This window comes from Thioalkalivibrio sp. ALMg11, assembly GCF_000377905.1.
Lineage (GTDB): Bacteria > Pseudomonadota > Gammaproteobacteria > Ectothiorhodospirales > Ectothiorhodospiraceae > Thioalkalivibrio.
In genome coordinates this window covers 397682-413449 of sequence record NZ_KB898874.1, presented here as the reverse complement: position 1 = coordinate 413449, position 15768 = coordinate 397682, and the positions used below count along the sequence as shown (strand labels likewise).

Below are 15768 nucleotides of genomic sequence, written 5' to 3'. Positions count from 1 at the left end.
GGGCCACTCCCATTTGGATTAAAGGAATACCTCGGTGGTAACAAGTTCTTGGCCGCAACATGAAGACGATGAGCTGGCTGTGGTGCAGGGTGTACTGCGTTCCGGCCGCGTGAACTACTGGAATGGTAGCGAGGGGCGCGAGTTCGAGCGCGAGTTCGCGGCGTTTCATGGGGCGGCGTACGGGATTGCCGTGGCGAACGGCACGCTGGCGCTGGAACTGGCGTTGATGGCGCTGGGTGTGGGCGAGGGCGACGAGGTGGTGGTGACGCCGCGGACGTTCCTGGCCTCGGCTTCGGCGATTGTGATGCGCGGGGCGCGGCCGGTGTTCGCGGAGGTGGACCGCGAGTCGGGCAACATCACGCCGGATACGGTACGCGCGGTGTTGACGCAGCGCACGCGCGCGGTGATCGCCGTGCATCTGGCGGGATGGCCGTGCGATATGCAGGGTCTGCGGGCGCTGGCGGACGAGCAGGGACTGTTCCTGGTCGAGGATTGTGCGCAGGCACACGGGGCGACGCTGGATGGCCAGCCGGTTGGATCGTTCGGGGATGCGGCGGCGTTTTCCTTTTGCACCGACAAGATCATGTCCACGGGTGGCGAGGGCGGCATGCTGCTGGTGCGGGACGAGGCGGTGTGGCGCCGTGCCTGGAGCTACAAGGACCATGGAAAGGCCTGGGATGCGGTGTACAACCGCGAGCATGCGGCGGGGTTTCGCTGGTTGCACGAGTCGTTTGGCACCAACTGGCGGCTGACGGAGATGCAGTCGGCCATTGGCCGGGCGCAGTTGCGCAAGCTGCCGCAGTGGCTGACGCAGCGCAGCGCCAATGCGCAGGTACTGCTTGAGCGGTTGTCCGGGCTACCGGGTCTGCGGGTTCCCGCGGCACCGGCGCGTGCGGGGCACGCCTGGTACAAGTTCTACGCCTATGTGGAGCCGGAGTCCCTGGCCGATGGCTGGGACCGCGACGCCGTGGTGGCGGCCGTCCAGGCCGAGGGCGTGCCGTGCCTGCATGGTGGCTGCAGCGAGGTGTACCTGGAGAAGGCGTTTGACGGCACGGACTACCGGCCGGCGCAGCGTCTGCCCATCGCGCGTGAGCTGGGCGAGACCAGCGTCATGTTCCTGGTGGATCACACGCTGAGCGAGGCGGATATGCACACCGTGGCGGATGCGGTGGGGCGGGTGATGTGGGCCGCCGCCGAAGGCTACAGGGCTGGATAATCGCCGAGAGGGCGCTGCGTCTTGGCCTTCGAGCACCCGCATCACGCCCCCTCGCAGAGTTTCCGCATCCCCCCGGACAGCCAGGTCCCATTCTTCGTCATCCCGGAAACCGCGTCGCGGTTATCCGGGATCTCGTGCGTAGGTGGTAGCGCTGGCGTTTGGTGTGCCTTCGACGTGGGAGATCCCGGCTCTTCGCTGCGCTACGGCCGGGATGACGAGGTGGGGTGGTGCTGCGGCCGGGATGACGTTGTAGTGGTGGCGCTGCGGCCGCGATGATGGATCGGGTGCGAGGGTGGCTCGTGGAGATCGCCGCGTCGCTTTGCTCCTCGCGATGACGGGGGAGGCGAGGCGCTTGCGTTCGCCGTGTGGTGGGCGTCGGAGTGAGACTCGAAACCTATAGGCGTTCCGCCACTACGCGGGCGAAGGTCGGCTTCGTGCGTTGAGAGGTTGGGCGAAGGGGTCGAGCTTTGCCCGTCGCTCGGGTCAGTGCGAGGCGAGTTCGGCGAAGTAGCTCGGGTTGGTCTGGATCGTTGCCAGTACCTTGGCTGCCAGGCCGGTGGGGTTGCGCCGTTTGGCTTCCCAGCTTTTGATGGTGTCGACGCTCGTTCCCATGGCTTTGGCAAATTCCGCCTGGGAAACGTGCAAGCTGGCCCGAATCGCCTTCACGTCCGCCACTTCGTGGCGGGTGACGCGGCTAGCCTTTGCCTTGCCCTGTTTGATATCGACTGCTTCCTGCAGTGATGTCTGGAGTTCGTCGTAGATATTCATCAGGAGGCTTCCTCCCTCAACTGGTCGGTGAGTATTTTTAATGTAGCCCTTTCGGCAGGCGCCAGGTTGTCTTTCGCGCTCTTGGGGTAGGCCAGTATCAGGTAGATGGTCTCTGCGCTGACCAGGAAGTAGATGACGCGAGCGCCGCCACGCTTTCCCTGATGGCCTAACCCCATACGGATCTTGCGCAGCCCACCGGTTCCCTGGATTACGTCGCCTTTATCGGGTTAAGGAGACGCTGATTGAATCGCGCGCTCGCGTTGGTGCCCCCTGTTTCCCGAGACAAGGCGCGTCGTGCAGCGGGTAGTGGTTCTACCCGCAAGCGGCGCAACGTAGGATCGGGGAACAGGGGGCACCAACCCCGAAGGGGCTCGGCCGCTTTTGCGCGCGCACGGCGTTGCGGCTCCCTTGTGCAGAATGACTGCACGGCAGTCACCGCGCCTTGTTCGCACGCAAAAGCGACTCGAGCGCGAGCGCGCGATTCAATCAGCGTCTCCTTAAGCGATGAGCACGCGCTGGAGTTCTTTCAGTTCATCATCTGTGGCGATCGCCTGGAATTGTCGGGTGAAGGTTGGGGTCTCAATGAATTCAATGGCATGGCTTACTTGAGGCATATCCTTATGCCGGTTCTCGTTGGTGTACAGGGTACGCGTGGGGCCACTTCCAGCGCAAGACGCAGCTGGATCAGCTGCCGCAGTTGTGGAATGTGCTGAAGGGCGAGATGAGCCTGGTGGGGCCGCGGCCGGGGCTGTTCAACCAGGAAGAGCTGCTGCAGGAGCGTGCATCGCGTGGGGTGCTGGATGTGCGGCCGGGGATTACCGGGCTGGCACAGGTTCGTGGGATCGATATGTCTACGCCGCGCGAGCTGGCCGAGGTGGACCGGCAGATGCTGGATGCCCTGACGCTTCGGGCGTATTTCCGGTATCTGGTGCTGACGGTGCTGGGGCGCGGATCGGGGGATCGGGTTGGGCCTTAGCGCTGAGTATGGCGGTGGGCATTTTCGGGGCCGGTGGTTGGGGTCAGGCGATTGGGGTGTTGGGTCATGCCCCATCGGCCAGAGGCTGGCCTCCTACAGGTTTGGCCACCGGTGTTGTAGGACGCCAGCCCTCTGGCCGATTCGGCGTTGGCCGGGCCCCTCAAACCGGGCGCTGCGTCCTTTGCTTTCTAGCACCCGGATCACGCCCCTCTCTTCGGCTTCTCGAACCGTCGAAAAGCCATATCTCCATCCTTCGTCATCCCGGAAACCGCGTCGCGGTTATCCGGGATCTTTGGCGTGGGGGTTGTACTGGCGTTTGGTGTTGGTCCGACGTGGGAGATCCCGGCTCTTCGCTGCGCTACGGCCGGGATGACGAGGTGGGGTGGTGCTGCGGCCGGGATGACGTTGTAGTGGTGGCGCTGCGGCCGGGATGACGGGGTGGGGTGGTGCAGCGGCCGCGATGATGGATCGGGTGCGGGGGTGGCTCGTGGAGATCGCCGCGTCGCTTCGCTCCTCGCGATGACGGGGGAGGCGCTTGCGTCCGCCGTGTGGTGGGCATCGGAGTGAGACTCGAAACCTAGGGAAACACTGATTCATGTACACACTCGCGTTGGTACCCCAGGTTTTCCGAGACCAGGCGCGTCGTGCAGCGGGTAGTGGTTCTACCCGCCCGTTTTTGATGGATTCGGGGCGCAACGCAGGATCGGGGAACCTGGGGTACCAACCCCACAACCTATTGAAAGACGCGGCTCGGTCGCCCGTTGTTGACGAAAACGGGCGCGCGCACGGCGTTGCGGCTCCCTTGTGCAGAGTGACTGCACGGCAGTCGCCGCGCCTTGTTCGCACGCAAAAGCGACTCGAGCGCGAGCGTGTACATTGATCAGTGTTTCCCTAGAGGCGTTCCGCCACTACGCGGGCGAAGGTGCGGAAGTCATCCAGGTGGCGTGAGCATACGGCGTGGACGATTTCCCAGTTGATACGCTCGTAGTTGTGGACAGCGATGTTGCGAAAGCCCACGGCCTTCTTGAGTCGGTCGGCCAGGCTGGAATCGATGATCTGGCCTTCGGCGAGTCGGTCGAAGGTTTCGCCCATGGTGCCCGGAGGCGTTAGGTCGAGTGATGTGACGAGATGGGCGCCGATGTCCACGCATTGCTGCACAGCCCGGGAGAGGTTGAGGGCAATGATGTCCTGGCGATCTAAATCTTGAAGCAGGTCGGCAGGCTCCGCGGGACAGCGTTCGGCAACGCGTTGCACGCAGTACCGCAGGGTTTCGAGCTTTTGTTCGATTATCCGCCGATCCATGACTTCCTCCGTTCGGCCAGGATGCGGTCCCGATAGGGAAGAAAGTCGGCCTGTTCGATCAGGTGGCGGGTGAGAAAGCGGGCGTGGGCCTCGTCACTGCCTGTCAGACGCACGCCGCTCGTGACGATTTCACCCAGCAGGGGTTCGCCGGCCCGCGCAAGGTCCACGAGGTCCACGGGACGCCCGGTGGCTGCGGCGAGTTCTTCGATCAGGGTGATCCGTGCGTCCGCGGACAACGGCCCCCTTGCGCTGACCGCGAGGTCCACGTCGCTGTCGGGGCCTGCCGTGCCGCGAGCCAGCGATCCGAACAGGATGGCGAGTTCCAGTTCGTCATGGCGTTGCACAGTGGCGCGTATGCGGTCGATGTCGGTGCTGGCGGTCATGCTGTCTAGTCTACTGGTGAAAGCGTGCGTTGACATGGTCGTGTAGCCGAAGGAAGCGGTTGGGCGGCGCGATCCGCGGTCATGCCTGGCTATGGAGTCGGATTGGGCCGAAGCGGTGTGTTCCAGTGATCGGGGATTGCCCCGGTCCCTGGATCCCGCCGGACTTTATATCCTCACCGGAAAGCGATATCCCCATCCCTCGTCATCCCGGAAACCGTGTAGCGGTTATCCGGGATGACAGGCGTAGATGGTGGCACCGGCGTTTGGTGTTGTTCCGGCGTGGGAGATCCCGGCTCTTCGCTGCGCTACGGCCGGGATGACGTTGTAGTGGTGCGGGATGACGGGGTGGGGTGGTGCTACGGGCGGGATGACGTTGTAGTGGAGGCGCTGCGGTCGGGATGACCGATAGGGGGGGCTGCAGCTGAAGATGGGGTGTTGATGCGGCCGGGATGGTGGCACCCCGGCGCTTTGGGGTATCAGGAAGCGATGTTGTCAGTGCGCCTCGGTGTTTTGATCGATCCTGGGTTGGTAGTACGATTGGTTGATCGATCCGGGAGGCAGCATGGACACATTGACGATTTCTCCGAAGTATCAGGTGGTGATACCCAAGGCCGTTCGGGAGGCGTTGCACCTGCGGGCTGGCCAGCAAGTGCAGGTGATTGCGTACGATGGCCGCATTGAGCTGATCCCCGAGCGCAAGATGCAGGATATGCGCGGATTCCTGGCGGGAATCGACCTCTCGATTCCAAGGGAAGGGGATCGCGTGTGAACGTGGTCGACTCGTCGGCCTGGCTGGAGTATTTCGCGAACGGGCCGAATGCCGATTCCTTTGCGGAGCCGATCGAGGCGACCGGCGAACTGATTGTTCCGGTGATCTCCTTGTATGAGGTCTTCAAGCGCGTTTTGCAGCAGCGCGACGAGGGGGCGGGGTTACAGGCGGTCGCATTAATGCAACAGGGGATGGTCGTGGAGTTGTCGTCGTCGATTGCGCTGTCGGCGGCGCGGATTGGTGCAGAGAAGCGGTTGCCACTGGCGGACAGCATCATTTATGCCACGGCGATGGACCGGGACGCGACGCTCTGGACGCAGGATTCGGATTTCGAGGCACTCCCCGGCGTGCGCTATTTCCCCAAGTAGCAGTCTAGCCCCGGACGATCGGGGTTGCCCTGGCCCGGGTCCCCGGGGATTTTACCTCCACCGGAAAGCCATATCTCCATCCTTCGTCATCCCGGAAACCGCGTCGCGGTTATCCGGGATCTCTGGCGTTGGGGGGTTGTACTGGCGTTTGGCGTTGTTCCGGCGTGGGAGATCCCGGCTCTTCGCTGCGCTACGGCCGGGATGACGGGGTGGGGTGGCTGCGGCCGGGATGACGGGGTGGGGGCTGCGGCCGGGGTGACGGGATGGGGGCGCTGCGGTCGGGATGACGGAAGGTTTGGTCAATATCGAGGCCATGAGGTTCTGGTTCCGGCTGCTTTTGCAGGATCGGCTCTGAGCGAATACAGGGATGCGGAGACGTGCGGGCCTCTCGTGGGAAGGAAACGGACACAGGTGGATTGTCACCTTGAAGAGGCGGGCACAGAACACGATGGGCGGTGCGTGGGCCTCGCTCAGATGCCCGTAAACAGGAAGTCGCAGGCGGCCATGATGGTGTCTCGTTCGCCGCCGAGGGAGAGGACTTCTTCGCCTAACGTGGTCCGGGAGACCCCGGCAAGCTCGGCGGTGGACAATACCACCCGGTGACCTTCGATAGTGAAGGCGGGGTTGAGGATGTGGGCGGGGAGGCCAAATGACTCCGCGTGTATCAGCGGGGCCACGACCACGGTGCTGATCTCCGCGAGCAGGTCGTTCTGGAGTACCAGCAGGTACGGTACCCAGGATGCGGTATCGGCTGATGGGTTGCGGTGGACCGAGAACTGGGCCATCAGAAGCGGCGAGCGCGGTCACCGAAGCTGCCACGCTCGGCAACACGCTGGTTGTATTCGGCCAGGGCCTGGCGGTTCTCGGCGATCCAGGCATCGCGGCGCGCTTCTCGCACGGCCTGGACTAACTGCTGCTCGAAAAGGGCCGAGAGGTTGATGCCCAGTTCACGCGCCTGAGCCAGAAGGTCGGAATTGACGGTGAGGTTGGTGGCCTTGCGCGGGGCGTCGGTGTTGTAGGGCATGAGGTTCATGGTGTCTCCCGGTCTGTTCATATGCGATGCGCATAGAATGTGCGCATTCATCATATGGGTCAATTACGGTCATTTGAGAGCTGGTGATGCGTTCGGGGTTTCGGTTGTAGCGGTTGTCCTGGATCTCAGGTGTAGATGGTGGCACCGGCGTTTGGTGTTGGTCCGGCGTGGGAGATCCCGGCTCTTCGCTGCGCTGCGGCCGGGATGACGTTGTAGTGGTGGCGCTGCGGTCGGGGTAATGGGCTGGCCTTTGGGGTAGTCCGTGGAGATCGCCGCGTCGCTTTGCTCCTCGCGATGACGGGGTGGGCTGGTCCTGCGGTCGGGATGATGGGAGCGGGCCAGGATTTCGCTGCGTGAGGCAGGATGCGTTGTCACGTAGCGTTGAGGCTGGGTGTCGATGGAGTTTCTGATGACGGATGTGGATGTACGCTGGAAACAGCGGCTGGCGAATTTTCGGCGGGCACTGGAGCAGCTGGAAGGAGCGGTCGAGCTGGCTGGCCAGCGCGAGCTTTCGGACCTGGAGTGTCTAGGGCTGATCCAGGCATTCGAGTTCAACCACGAGCTGGCCTGGAATGTGATGAAGGACTATTTCGCCTGGCAGGGGAATACGGCGATTACCGGTTCGCGCGATGCGGTTCGGGAAGCTTTTGGCAAGGGGTTGATTGAGGATGGTGAAGGCTGGATGGAGATGATCCACAGTCGGAATCTCACGGCCCATGCCTACAACGAGAAGGTCGCGCGGGAGATCTCGGATCAGGTGGTCGAGCGCTATTGCGTGCTTTTTCGTGCATTTGCGACGGGCATGGGCGAATTGGAGGCGCGTGCGTGATGGCGGTCGCGGCGGATACGAAATTCGGGCTCCCGCGTCATGTGGTGGCGCGGTTGTGCCAGGTGTTTGACGGCTGGCCGGAGATCTCTGCGGTCTGGTTGTACGGTTCCCGTGCGAAGGGCACGTTTCGAAAAGCGTCCGATATTGATCTGTGCGTGCAGGCAGATGCTCTGGGTGTGACGGATCTGCTGAAGATCGAGGGCAAGATCGACGACTTGTTGTTGCCCTGGAAGGTGGATCTTTCGTTGTGGCACCAGATCGATGCCCCCGACCTGCGCGACCATATTCGCCGAGTCGGGGTGGACTTCTGTCGGGCGGGTGCGGTTAGCGGTTGAGCCGGTCCTGCGCGGTTCGGGGGTCTGCGTGTGAGCGGCGCCATCGTCCCTGTGTGATCCAGCCCGTCGTTTCCCCTTTCTTGTCATCCCGGAAACCGCGTCGCGGTTATCCGGGATCTCTGGCGTGGGTGGTGGTACTGGCGTTTGGTGTTGGTCCGACGTGGGAGATCCCGGCTCTTCGCTGCGCTACGGCCGGGATGACGGGGTGGGGTGGCGCTACGGCCGGGATGACGGTGCGGGGGATGCGCTACGGCCGGGATGACGGGGTGTCGGCAGGATGACGGGCGGCCGGGACAGTCGTGCAATGGCGAGTGCTGGCGGGGGCTTCGCGGGCGAGCCCGCTCCCACAACAGCGGTGGCAAGGTCGGTCGTTGGGGCTGACCGTGGAGATCGCCGCGTCGCTTTGCTCCTCGCGGTGACGGGGTTGTAGAGGGGTTTGGGGGGGGGGCGGCTGGAGGGGCTTTGCGGGTCAGGTGAACCAGTCGGCGAGTGGGAGACTGGGGACGCGTTGGAACTCGGCGATGTTGTGCGTGACGAGGGTGGCGTTGCAGGCGAGGGCGGAGGCGGCGATCAAGGTGTCCATGGGGCCGATGGGTGTGCCCTGCTGTTCGAGGTGGGCGCGGATGCCGGCGGCATGGCTGGCCGTGGGTCGGTCAAACGGGAGGACGGTGACGACGTCGAGTAGCTCGGCCAGCTGCTTTTTGCGCTTTTCGGGCTCGCTGGACTTGGCGATGCCGGTTTCGAGCTCGTACACCACAATGGCGGGAATGAGGACGTCGGAGGGTGCCGTGGCTAACAGCTTTTCGGCGACCTTGCCCTGACCCTTGAAGAAGTAGATGAGGGTGTTGGTGTCCAGGGCGTATTTCACAGTGTCTCCCGGCGGCTGTCCGGGGGCGTGTCGCGCAGTTCCTCGGCGCTGGGGAAGTCTTGCCATTGACCGGCCAGGGTGCGGACGGAGTCGGGCCACACGGTTCGGGTGTTTTCTTCTATTAGCCTTGCGACGTACCGGCTGACGGGGATGCCGGCCGATCGGGCCGCGCGCTTGAGGCGCTGTTCGTGTTCATTGTCGAGGTAGATGGTGACTTGGCCCATACGTTCCTCCTGTTAAGCATATAAGCGGGATTATATGTGTCAGTGCGTTGTCTGGCCAATGGTTCCGTGAACACGGGATGCATCGGGAATGCTCTTGGTGGGGATTCTAGAGCGCGATGCGGCTTGCAGTTTTGCGGGTGCTTCGTCATCCCGGAAACCGCGTAGCGGTTATCCGGAATCTCGTACGTTGGGGTGGCTCACGCGTGGGAGATCCCGGCTCTTCGCTGCGCTACGGCCGGGATGACGGTGTGGGGTGGTGCTGCGGCCGGGATGACGTTGTAGTGGTGGCGCTTCGGCCGGGATGGCAGGGGAGGAGTAGCGCAGTGGCCGGGATGAAGGGGTGGGGGGAGCAACTTGAGGATGTTGCGGGGATTCGTCCCGGCCAGGAGCCGGGCGGGGTAGCGCGTGTGTCACGGCCGGGGCTGGGCGCCCGCAATCCTGGGATGCGGGATAGGGGAAACTGGTAGGGGCGGGACTGTGTGGGCCCCTGAGACCATGAGAATCTACCGCTGACAGGCGGGCATGGACCGCTGGCGAGTTTTCTTCTGCGGGGCTGGAATCCTCTACTTGATGTGCTAGTTTCTGTCGCGGGGACACGGACGTTCCCGAAAGAGCCGCCCGGGCAAGGATGCTGGGGTGGCTCTTTCTCGTTCTGGGTGTTGTGAAGGAAGCCCGCCTTTCGGGCAGGTCGGCCCGCGACGGCTGGCCCTTCGGCGGCTATGCGGGGTCTTCGGCATTGGGGGTGTTCCTGGCGCTGGAGATCCCGGCTCTTCGCTGCGCTGCGGCCGGGATGACAGGGTGGGGGTAGCGCTGCGGCCGGGATGACAGGGTGGGGGTAGCGCTGCGGTCGGGGTGACGGGGGGCTGCGGCCGGGGTGACATTGTAGTGGTGGGGCTGCGGCCGGGATGTCGGGTGGGGGCGCTGCGGTCGCAGGTAATGGGCGGGCGTTGGGGTAGCTCGAGGAGATCGTCACGTCGCTTTGCTCCTCGCGATGACGGGCTAGGGCTGCCCCCGGAGTGACGGGGTAGGGATGCGGTTTCGGGGTGACGGGGTTAAGCCTGGTGCCCTGGCGGCTGACCGGTGGTTCGGGTGGTGCGGTGGGGAAGTGCGCGTGGAAGAGGTGAGTTGCGTCGTAGGTCAGGGGCTGTGACGGGAGCCGAAACTACCGCTCAGGGGTGGAAATCGACCGCTGACGTATTTTCCGGGTGTGTGGATGGAATAATTTTGTCGGTGTGTTAATTTTTGCCGCGGTGACAAGGATGTCGCCGAAAGAGCCGCCTGGGCATGGACGCCGAGGTGGCTCTTTCTCTTTGTGGGGCTGGTGAAGAGCGAGGCTCTCTGGCTGGTGATCGGAGGGTGTGGTTCGGCGGCCCGTTCTTCTGTTCCTCGCCGGGCATGCAGGCTTCGCGCGCGCACTTTGAGGCGGGCGGACGGGCACCAAGTGGAGGGTGCGCGCGATACCTGCGGTGATGCCCGGAATGCGGACCGCGGCCGGGTCCTCAGTGCGAAGCCGGCCGTCTTTGGGTGGCAGGTGGGGATGGTTGGGGCCTTGGCGGGCGAGCATTTCTGCGCGTAATCGGCAATGCGCGGGCTCGTGACGCTTGCCGGGGTGATTGTTTGCTGGCGGGCCCCATAGGGAATCACGGGTATGGGGGTGTTGTCTGGCGCGGGCGGGGGCTTCGCGGCCAGGGCCGCTCCCACAGGGTCTGATCCCACAAGGGCCGTATCCGTTGGGGCGATGCAACTATGCGGTTGCCAGAGGGGGGTCTCCGGCGAGAAGCCGCCCCACGGGGTTGTGGGGCGGCGCTTGGTTTAGTGGTCGGCGGGGGGCATGTATTCGTGGCGGATGTGGTCTTCCGGTTCCGCGAGCTGGACGCCGGCGTTTTCCAGGGCCTCGGTTAGCTCCTCGCATTCGTCGAGGTCGTCGGCGCGCTTCTTGAGCGTGGCCAGGGTGTCGGCGGCCTCGGCTTCGGGCATGGTGATGACGAGTTCCCCGTTTTCCGCTTTTTCCAGGTGCATGTGCTGCTCCTTAGTGTCTTGTTGTGACTCGATGATGCCTTTGCGGCGGCTGGTTCAGTCCTCGATGGAGGGCTGCTTGGGGGCCTGCTCGTCGAAGGCATGCGGCGGCTGGCGGAATTCGTTTTCCAGCTCGTAGATGCCGTCCTGTAGCACGGAGCCCAGTGCCCGTGCGCCGTTGCTGATCTCGCCTTTGAGCTCGGTGATGTTGCCGGCGATGTCCTTCGCGGTCTTCTTGTCGATCTTCAGGGTGACCGTTCCGTCCTTCAGTGTGGCTTCCATGTCGATCTCCTGGTTGGTTGCGATGTTCGTGTCGTCGATTGCACCCGTCTGGAACGGGTCTGATTCGCGTTCGGTTGACCTGCATCAAGAGGGCCGGGTTCGTTTGCCGTTATCCTTCTAAGCAGGTTCTGCCCTAACGTAACCAAGAGGCAGGCCATTACGACGATTCCCGCTTATCGGGAAAGGAGAAACCATGATGCAGTCTAAATTGATGACCATGCGCCACGGCCCGCGGTTCCTCGCGCTGGTGACGATGCTGATGGCGCTGGCGTTCGCCGGTGCGGTGCAGGCCGGTAGCCATGGCGGCGAACAGCCGGACATGGTGAAGGTGACGCCAAGCCCGCATTCGTTCCCGCAGACGCTGGAAGCGTTCGAGCGCGAGGCGTCCGAGGCCGGCTGGAGCATCCTGAACCGCAACAATATGGCCGGAACCCTGTCCGAGCGCGGGTTTACCATTGATCCGGTGGTGATCCTGGATGTGTGCAGCGGGCGCTACAGCGCGCAGATCCTGGAAGAGGATGCGTATCGGCCGGTGTCGGCCTTCATGCCATGCCGGGTGAGCATCTACCAGGACAGCCAGGGTGATGTATTCATCTCGCGGATGAACGTGCCGGGCTTCCTGCCGATGATGCCGGAAGGCGTGGCCGAGGTGATGGAAAAATCCTCGGAAGAGATCGAGGCGATCATCGATCGGGCCATCGCCGAGTAACGCAATCCGGTACAGTCCAGTACCGCAGGCCGGGCGTCAGGCTGGTTTGGATCTGACGTTGCCGGTGCAGTGGGGCCCGCTTCGGCGGGTTCCTTGTTGTTGGGGCCGAGGGGATGGCGGCCCGCCGGTTCCCCTGGAATGTGGATTGATCGCTTGAATGGAGACGGGGTGTCCCCCGATGCAGATGCCGTTGGCATTGACGAGAAACGACGCGACCAGCAGTGATTCGGCCCGATGGGGCGCCGCGCAGACCGGAAACGGGGCGCGGCGCTTTTTTGCGTCCGCGTCGCAGACGAGCGGGGCCGGCCGATGACGCCCCGTCGTCCAGTGTCGCGGCGCTTCGCGGCCGGGTTGGTCGTGGGCGCCTATGTCGTGCTGGGGCTGCTGTGGATTGCCCTGTCCGACGTGGCACTGGCCTGGTGGACGGGGACGGACGTGACGACCGCGCTGGCCCGCGTGAGCCTGGGCAAGGGCTTTGGGTTTGTACTGGTCTCCGGGGTGCTGCTGTATCTCGCGATGCGCTGGCTGCCGGCCTGGCGTGACGAGGCGTCGGGTACGGGTGCGCGCGAGGAGCTGGCGCGTTTCGGCTACTGGCCATGGCTGGTGCTGGCCGTGGCGGTGGCCGCCTCCACCGCAGGCGTAGGGCTGGGGACGTGGCATTTTCAGGGGGCCGCCGCCGAGTCGCAGGCGCGTGAGGATCTGCAACGCGCTGCTTTTTTGAAGGGCGGCGTGATCGACCAATGGCTGGCGGAGCGCACCGGCGACGCGATGGTTCTGGGCGAGGCGCGTGGCTTTAACCTGTTCGCGGTAACGGCCCTGGAGCGGCGTTCGACGCTGGCGCTGGAGCAGGTGCGCGATCGGCTGGAGCTGATGCGCACGGCTTATGATTACGACAGCGTGGCCCTGCTGGATGCCGACCGTCAGCCGGTGATCGAACTGGGCCGCAGTGCCCTCGACGAGGCCGTGATGGACGCGGTGCTGCGCGAGGTGCGTCGCAGTGGCCAGACCAGTGAGCCAATCCTGCACGCGGACTCGGACCGGCGCCCGCGGATCAGCTGGGCGGTGCCGGTGCGCGACCGTGCGGCGCCGCAGGATCCGGTGGTGGGGCTGGTGCTGCTGTCATCGACGCTCGAGAACCTGCATCCGTTGCTGACACTGACCGAGAATCGCAACGGCGTGGATGCCCAGGCGCATATCGTGGTGCGCGAGGGCGACCAGCGTGCCCTGATTGCCCGGATCACCGAGGCGGGGGGCCTGATTATCCCGGCGCCTGCGGCCTTCCCCCGGCTACGCGAGCGGGTCCTGGATCATCCCCGCGCCGAGGTCGTGGTCGAACGCTTTGATGACGCGGCCAGCCCTTTCCTTGCCGGTGTGCAGGGGCTCGCACCCGCTGGCTGGGATCTGGTGCTAAAGCGCGATATCGACGCCCTTCAGGCGCCGCCACGGCAGCAGGCGGCGTGGGCGGCCGGGGCAACGCTGTTCGTGTGGCTGGTCGTGCTCGGGGCGGGGGCGTTGCTGTGGCGTCAGCAGTGGTTGCGGCGCAACCTTGCCCTGGTGCGGGCCCACGCCGATCAGGATCGGCTGCTCGGGATCTTTTTCGATATGCCGTTTGTCGGCATGGCGATTTCCGGGCCGCGGGGTCAGGGCTGGGAACGCGTGAATGCGTGCCTGGCCGACATGCTGGGTTATGCACCGGACGAGCTGGCGGCGATGGACTGGGACCGCCTGGCCATACCCGGGGATCGTGGCTGCGAGGCGGCGCTGGACGCCGAGATGCGCCGCGGCGACCGTTCGGGCTACAGCGTCGTGAAGCGCCTGTTGCGCCGCGATGGCCGAGTGATGGTCGCGGATATCGACGTCAAGTGCAGTCGCACGCCGCAAGGCGAGCTGGACCGGGTGGTGGCGACGGTCGAGGACATCACCGAACAGCGCGAACAGGAAGAGCGCCAGCGCCTGGCCTCGGTGGTGTTCGAGAATACCCGCGAGGGCGTGGTGATTACCGATGCCACCGCCCATATCCTGTCGGTGAATCGCGCCTTTACCCAGCTGATGGGATATACCCAGGACGAGGTGGTGGGACGCACGCCGAAGATGTTCCAGTCCGGGCGCCACGACCAGGTGTTCTACAGCAGCATGTATCACGAGCTTCTGACGAACGGTCACTGGCAGGGCGAGATCTGGAACCGGCGCAAGAACGGCGAGATCTTCCCGGAATTGCAGAGCATTACCGCGGTGCGCGACGAGCAGGGCCACCTTACACACTACGTGTCGGTGTTCGCGGATATCTCGCGGATCAAGGCCTCGGAGGCGGAGCTCGACTTCCTGGCGCATCACGATCCGCTGACCGAGCTGCCCAACCGCCGGCTGCTGCGCGCGCGCTTGACGCACGGCATCTCGCTGATGCGCCGGCGCCAGGGGCACCTGGCGCTGCTGTTCGTGGATATCGACCGCTTCAAGGACATCAACGATAGCCAGGGCCATGCCGCGGGCGACCGCTTGCTCAAGATCGTTGCCGAACGGCTGCAGGTCGGACGGCGCGGGACCGATACCGTGGCGCGCCTGGCGAGCGACGAGTTCGCGGTGCTGGTGGAGAACCTGGGGCATGTGGACGACGCCGCGCTGGTGGCGGAGAACATCATCCGCGAGGTGGGCTACCCCTGCGACCTCGGCAACGGGGTGGAGATGGAGGTTGCCGCGACGATTGGCATCGCGGTCTTCCCCGACCATGCGGCGGATGCCGACACCCTGTTGCAGCAGGCGAGCACCGCGCTGTCGCAGGCCAAGATGGACGGGCGCGGCAGCTACCGTTACTACTCCGACGAGTTTACTCGTGCGGCGCGCGAGCGCATCGACCTGTCGGCGCGCCTGCGTCGCGCCATCGAGGCGGATGCGCTGGAGGTCCACTACCAGCCGCAGTACAACGTCGAGGACGGGCGACTGCTGGGGGCGGAGGCGCTGTTGCGCTGGACCGATCCCGAGCTGGGCCCGATCTCGCCGGGGCGCTTTATCCCGCTGGCCGAGCAGACCGGGCTGATCGTGGAGCTGGGGGGCTGGGTGCTGCGCCGGGTGATCGAGCAGGGCCATCAATGGCGCGCGGCCGGGTACCCGCCGATCCGCCTGGCGGTGAACGTCTCGGCGCTGCAGTTCCAGCGCGTGCCGATCGACCAGCAGGTGGGCCAGTTGCTGGAGGACTTCGAGTTCCCGGCGGATCAGCTGGAACTGGAGATCACCGAGTCCGCACTGATGGCGGACCCAAGCCGTGCCCGGCGCATCCTGCTGCGCCTGCGCGAGCGCGGGGTGCACTTCGCCATCGACGACTTCGGCACCGGGTACTCCTCCATGGCGCAGCTCAAGCGCTTCCCGGTGGATACGCTCAAGATCGACAAGAGCTTCGTCGACGGCCTGGCCGAGGACGATATGGCCGGTAGCGCGGATGACCGCTCGATTGCCCGCTCCATCGTCGGTCTGGGCCACGGCCTTGGGCTGACCGTGCTGGCGGAAGGCGTGGAGACCGCCGAGCAGCTTGCGGTCCTGCGCGAGCTGGGCTGCGACCACTATCAGGGGTTCTACGCCAGCCGCCCTGTGCCGGCGCTCGAGTTCGAGGCCTTGCTGGCTGCGCCTCGGGCCTGAAGCCTGTTGCCTTGAGGATAGCCCGGATTTCACGCCGTAACGGTGAATACCGCGACGGGG

Annotated in this window: 16 protein-coding genes and 2 pseudogenes; 8 read left to right on the top strand and 10 right to left on the bottom strand. The window is 64.7% G+C overall.

What is annotated here, in order from left to right; translation table 11 throughout:
• The first annotated feature begins 34 nt into the window (after positions 1–34).
• Positions 35–1216, top strand: coding sequence for a DegT/DnrJ/EryC1/StrS aminotransferase family protein (locus D578_RS0109440; RefSeq protein ID WP_018949720.1), 1182 nt, complete (start codon positions 35–37; stop codon positions 1214–1216).
• A 483-nt stretch (positions 1217–1699) separates the two neighbouring features.
• On the opposite strand, the gene nadS is transcribed toward D578_RS0109440, so the two are convergent.
• Together nadS and D578_RS14880 are read right to left on the bottom strand one after the other, a co-directional pair.
• Positions 1700–1984: a NadS family protein gene (gene nadS / locus D578_RS0109435; protein WP_018143862.1), complete on the bottom strand. Its 285-nt coding sequence runs from the start codon at positions 1982–1984 to the stop codon at positions 1700–1702.
• Positions 1984–2211: pseudogene (locus D578_RS14880) on the bottom strand (type II toxin-antitoxin system RelE/ParE family toxin); the annotation flags it as partial. The pseudogene D578_RS14880 and the gene nadS, both read right to left, overlap by 1 nt.
• Before the next feature lie 428 nt (positions 2212–2639).
• Here D578_RS14880 and D578_RS14870 point away from each other — a divergent pair.
• Positions 2640–2960 (top strand): annotated as a pseudogene (locus D578_RS14870) (sugar transferase); the annotation flags it as partial.
• Between the two features lie 891 nt (positions 2961–3851).
• On the opposite strand, the gene D578_RS0109420 reads toward D578_RS14870, so the two are convergent.
• Positions 3852–4262, bottom strand: a complete 411-nt coding sequence (locus D578_RS0109420) for a DUF86 domain-containing protein (RefSeq protein WP_018949716.1) — start codon at positions 4260–4262, stop codon at positions 3852–3854.
• A complete protein-coding gene (locus D578_RS0109415) occupies positions 4247–4645 on the bottom strand; it encodes a nucleotidyltransferase domain-containing protein (RefSeq protein ID WP_018949715.1) in 399 nt (132 codons plus the stop codon). Before D578_RS0109415 ends, D578_RS0109420 begins: the two co-directional genes overlap by 16 nt.
• A 562-nt stretch (positions 4646–5207) precedes the next feature.
• Between D578_RS0109415 and D578_RS0109410 the strand changes: the two genes are divergently transcribed.
• Entirely contained in the window at positions 5208–5414 is a 207-nt protein-coding gene (locus tag D578_RS0109410; protein ID WP_018949714.1) for an AbrB/MazE/SpoVT family DNA-binding domain-containing protein, read from the top strand.
• Complete coding sequence (locus tag D578_RS0109405; RefSeq protein WP_018949713.1) at positions 5411–5782, top strand: type II toxin-antitoxin system VapC family toxin; 372 nt, start codon at positions 5411–5413, stop codon at positions 5780–5782. Before D578_RS0109410 ends, D578_RS0109405 begins: the two co-directional genes overlap by 4 nt.
• Before the next feature lie 470 nt (positions 5783–6252).
• Here D578_RS0109405 and D578_RS0109400 read toward each other — a convergent pair whose 3' ends face one another.
• Positions 6253–6567: a CcdB family protein gene (locus D578_RS0109400; protein ID WP_018145905.1), complete on the bottom strand. Its 315-nt coding sequence runs from the start codon at positions 6565–6567 to the stop codon at positions 6253–6255.
• The gene (locus D578_RS0109395; protein WP_018949712.1) at positions 6567–6815 is read right to left on the bottom strand and encodes a type II toxin-antitoxin system CcdA family antitoxin; all 249 of its coding nucleotides are present in this window, start codon (positions 6813–6815) and stop codon (positions 6567–6569) included. Before D578_RS0109395 ends, D578_RS0109400 begins: the two co-directional genes overlap by 1 nt.
• 409 nt (positions 6816–7224) lie before the next feature.
• On the opposite strand from D578_RS0109395, the gene D578_RS0109390 reads away from it, so the two are divergent.
• Both D578_RS0109390 and D578_RS0109385 read left to right on the top strand, forming a co-directional pair.
• Positions 7225–7644, top strand: coding sequence for a nucleotidyltransferase substrate binding protein (locus D578_RS0109390; protein ID WP_026289280.1), 420 nt, complete (start codon positions 7225–7227; stop codon positions 7642–7644).
• Positions 7644–7979 (top strand): nucleotidyltransferase domain-containing protein, encoded by a 336-nt coding sequence (locus tag D578_RS0109385; RefSeq protein WP_018949710.1) that lies wholly within the window; start codon positions 7644–7646, stop codon positions 7977–7979. The genes D578_RS0109390 and D578_RS0109385 overlap by 1 nt, the downstream gene beginning before the upstream one ends.
• 469 nt (positions 7980–8448) lie before the next feature.
• On the opposite strand, the gene D578_RS0109380 is transcribed toward D578_RS0109385, so the two are convergent.
• From D578_RS0109380 to D578_RS0109360, 4 genes are all read right to left on the bottom strand, one after another.
• Positions 8449–8847: a type II toxin-antitoxin system VapC family toxin gene (locus D578_RS0109380; protein WP_018949709.1), complete on the bottom strand. Its 399-nt coding sequence runs from the start codon at positions 8845–8847 to the stop codon at positions 8449–8451.
• Positions 8844–9071: a hypothetical protein gene (locus D578_RS0109375; protein WP_018949708.1), complete on the bottom strand. Its 228-nt coding sequence runs from the start codon at positions 9069–9071 to the stop codon at positions 8844–8846. Before D578_RS0109375 ends, D578_RS0109380 begins: the two co-directional genes overlap by 4 nt.
• A gap of 1812 nt (positions 9072–10883) precedes the next feature.
• Positions 10884–11090, bottom strand: coding sequence for a hypothetical protein (locus tag D578_RS0109365; protein ID WP_018949706.1), 207 nt, complete (start codon positions 11088–11090; stop codon positions 10884–10886).
• 54 nt (positions 11091–11144) lie between these two features.
• Positions 11145–11369, bottom strand: coding sequence for a hypothetical protein (locus D578_RS0109360; protein ID WP_018949705.1), 225 nt, complete (start codon positions 11367–11369; stop codon positions 11145–11147).
• A 211-nt stretch (positions 11370–11580) separates the two neighbouring features.
• Here D578_RS0109360 and D578_RS0109355 point away from each other — a divergent pair, with 211 nt between their 5' ends.
• Positions 11581–12078 (top strand): DUF302 domain-containing protein, encoded by a 498-nt coding sequence (locus tag D578_RS0109355; RefSeq protein WP_018949704.1) that lies wholly within the window; start codon positions 11581–11583, stop codon positions 12076–12078.
• 309 nt (positions 12079–12387) lie between these two features.
• A complete protein-coding gene (locus D578_RS0109350) occupies positions 12388–15708 on the top strand; it encodes an EAL domain-containing protein (RefSeq protein WP_026289278.1) in 3321 nt (1106 codons plus the stop codon).
• Positions 15709–15768: the final 60 nt, after the last annotated feature.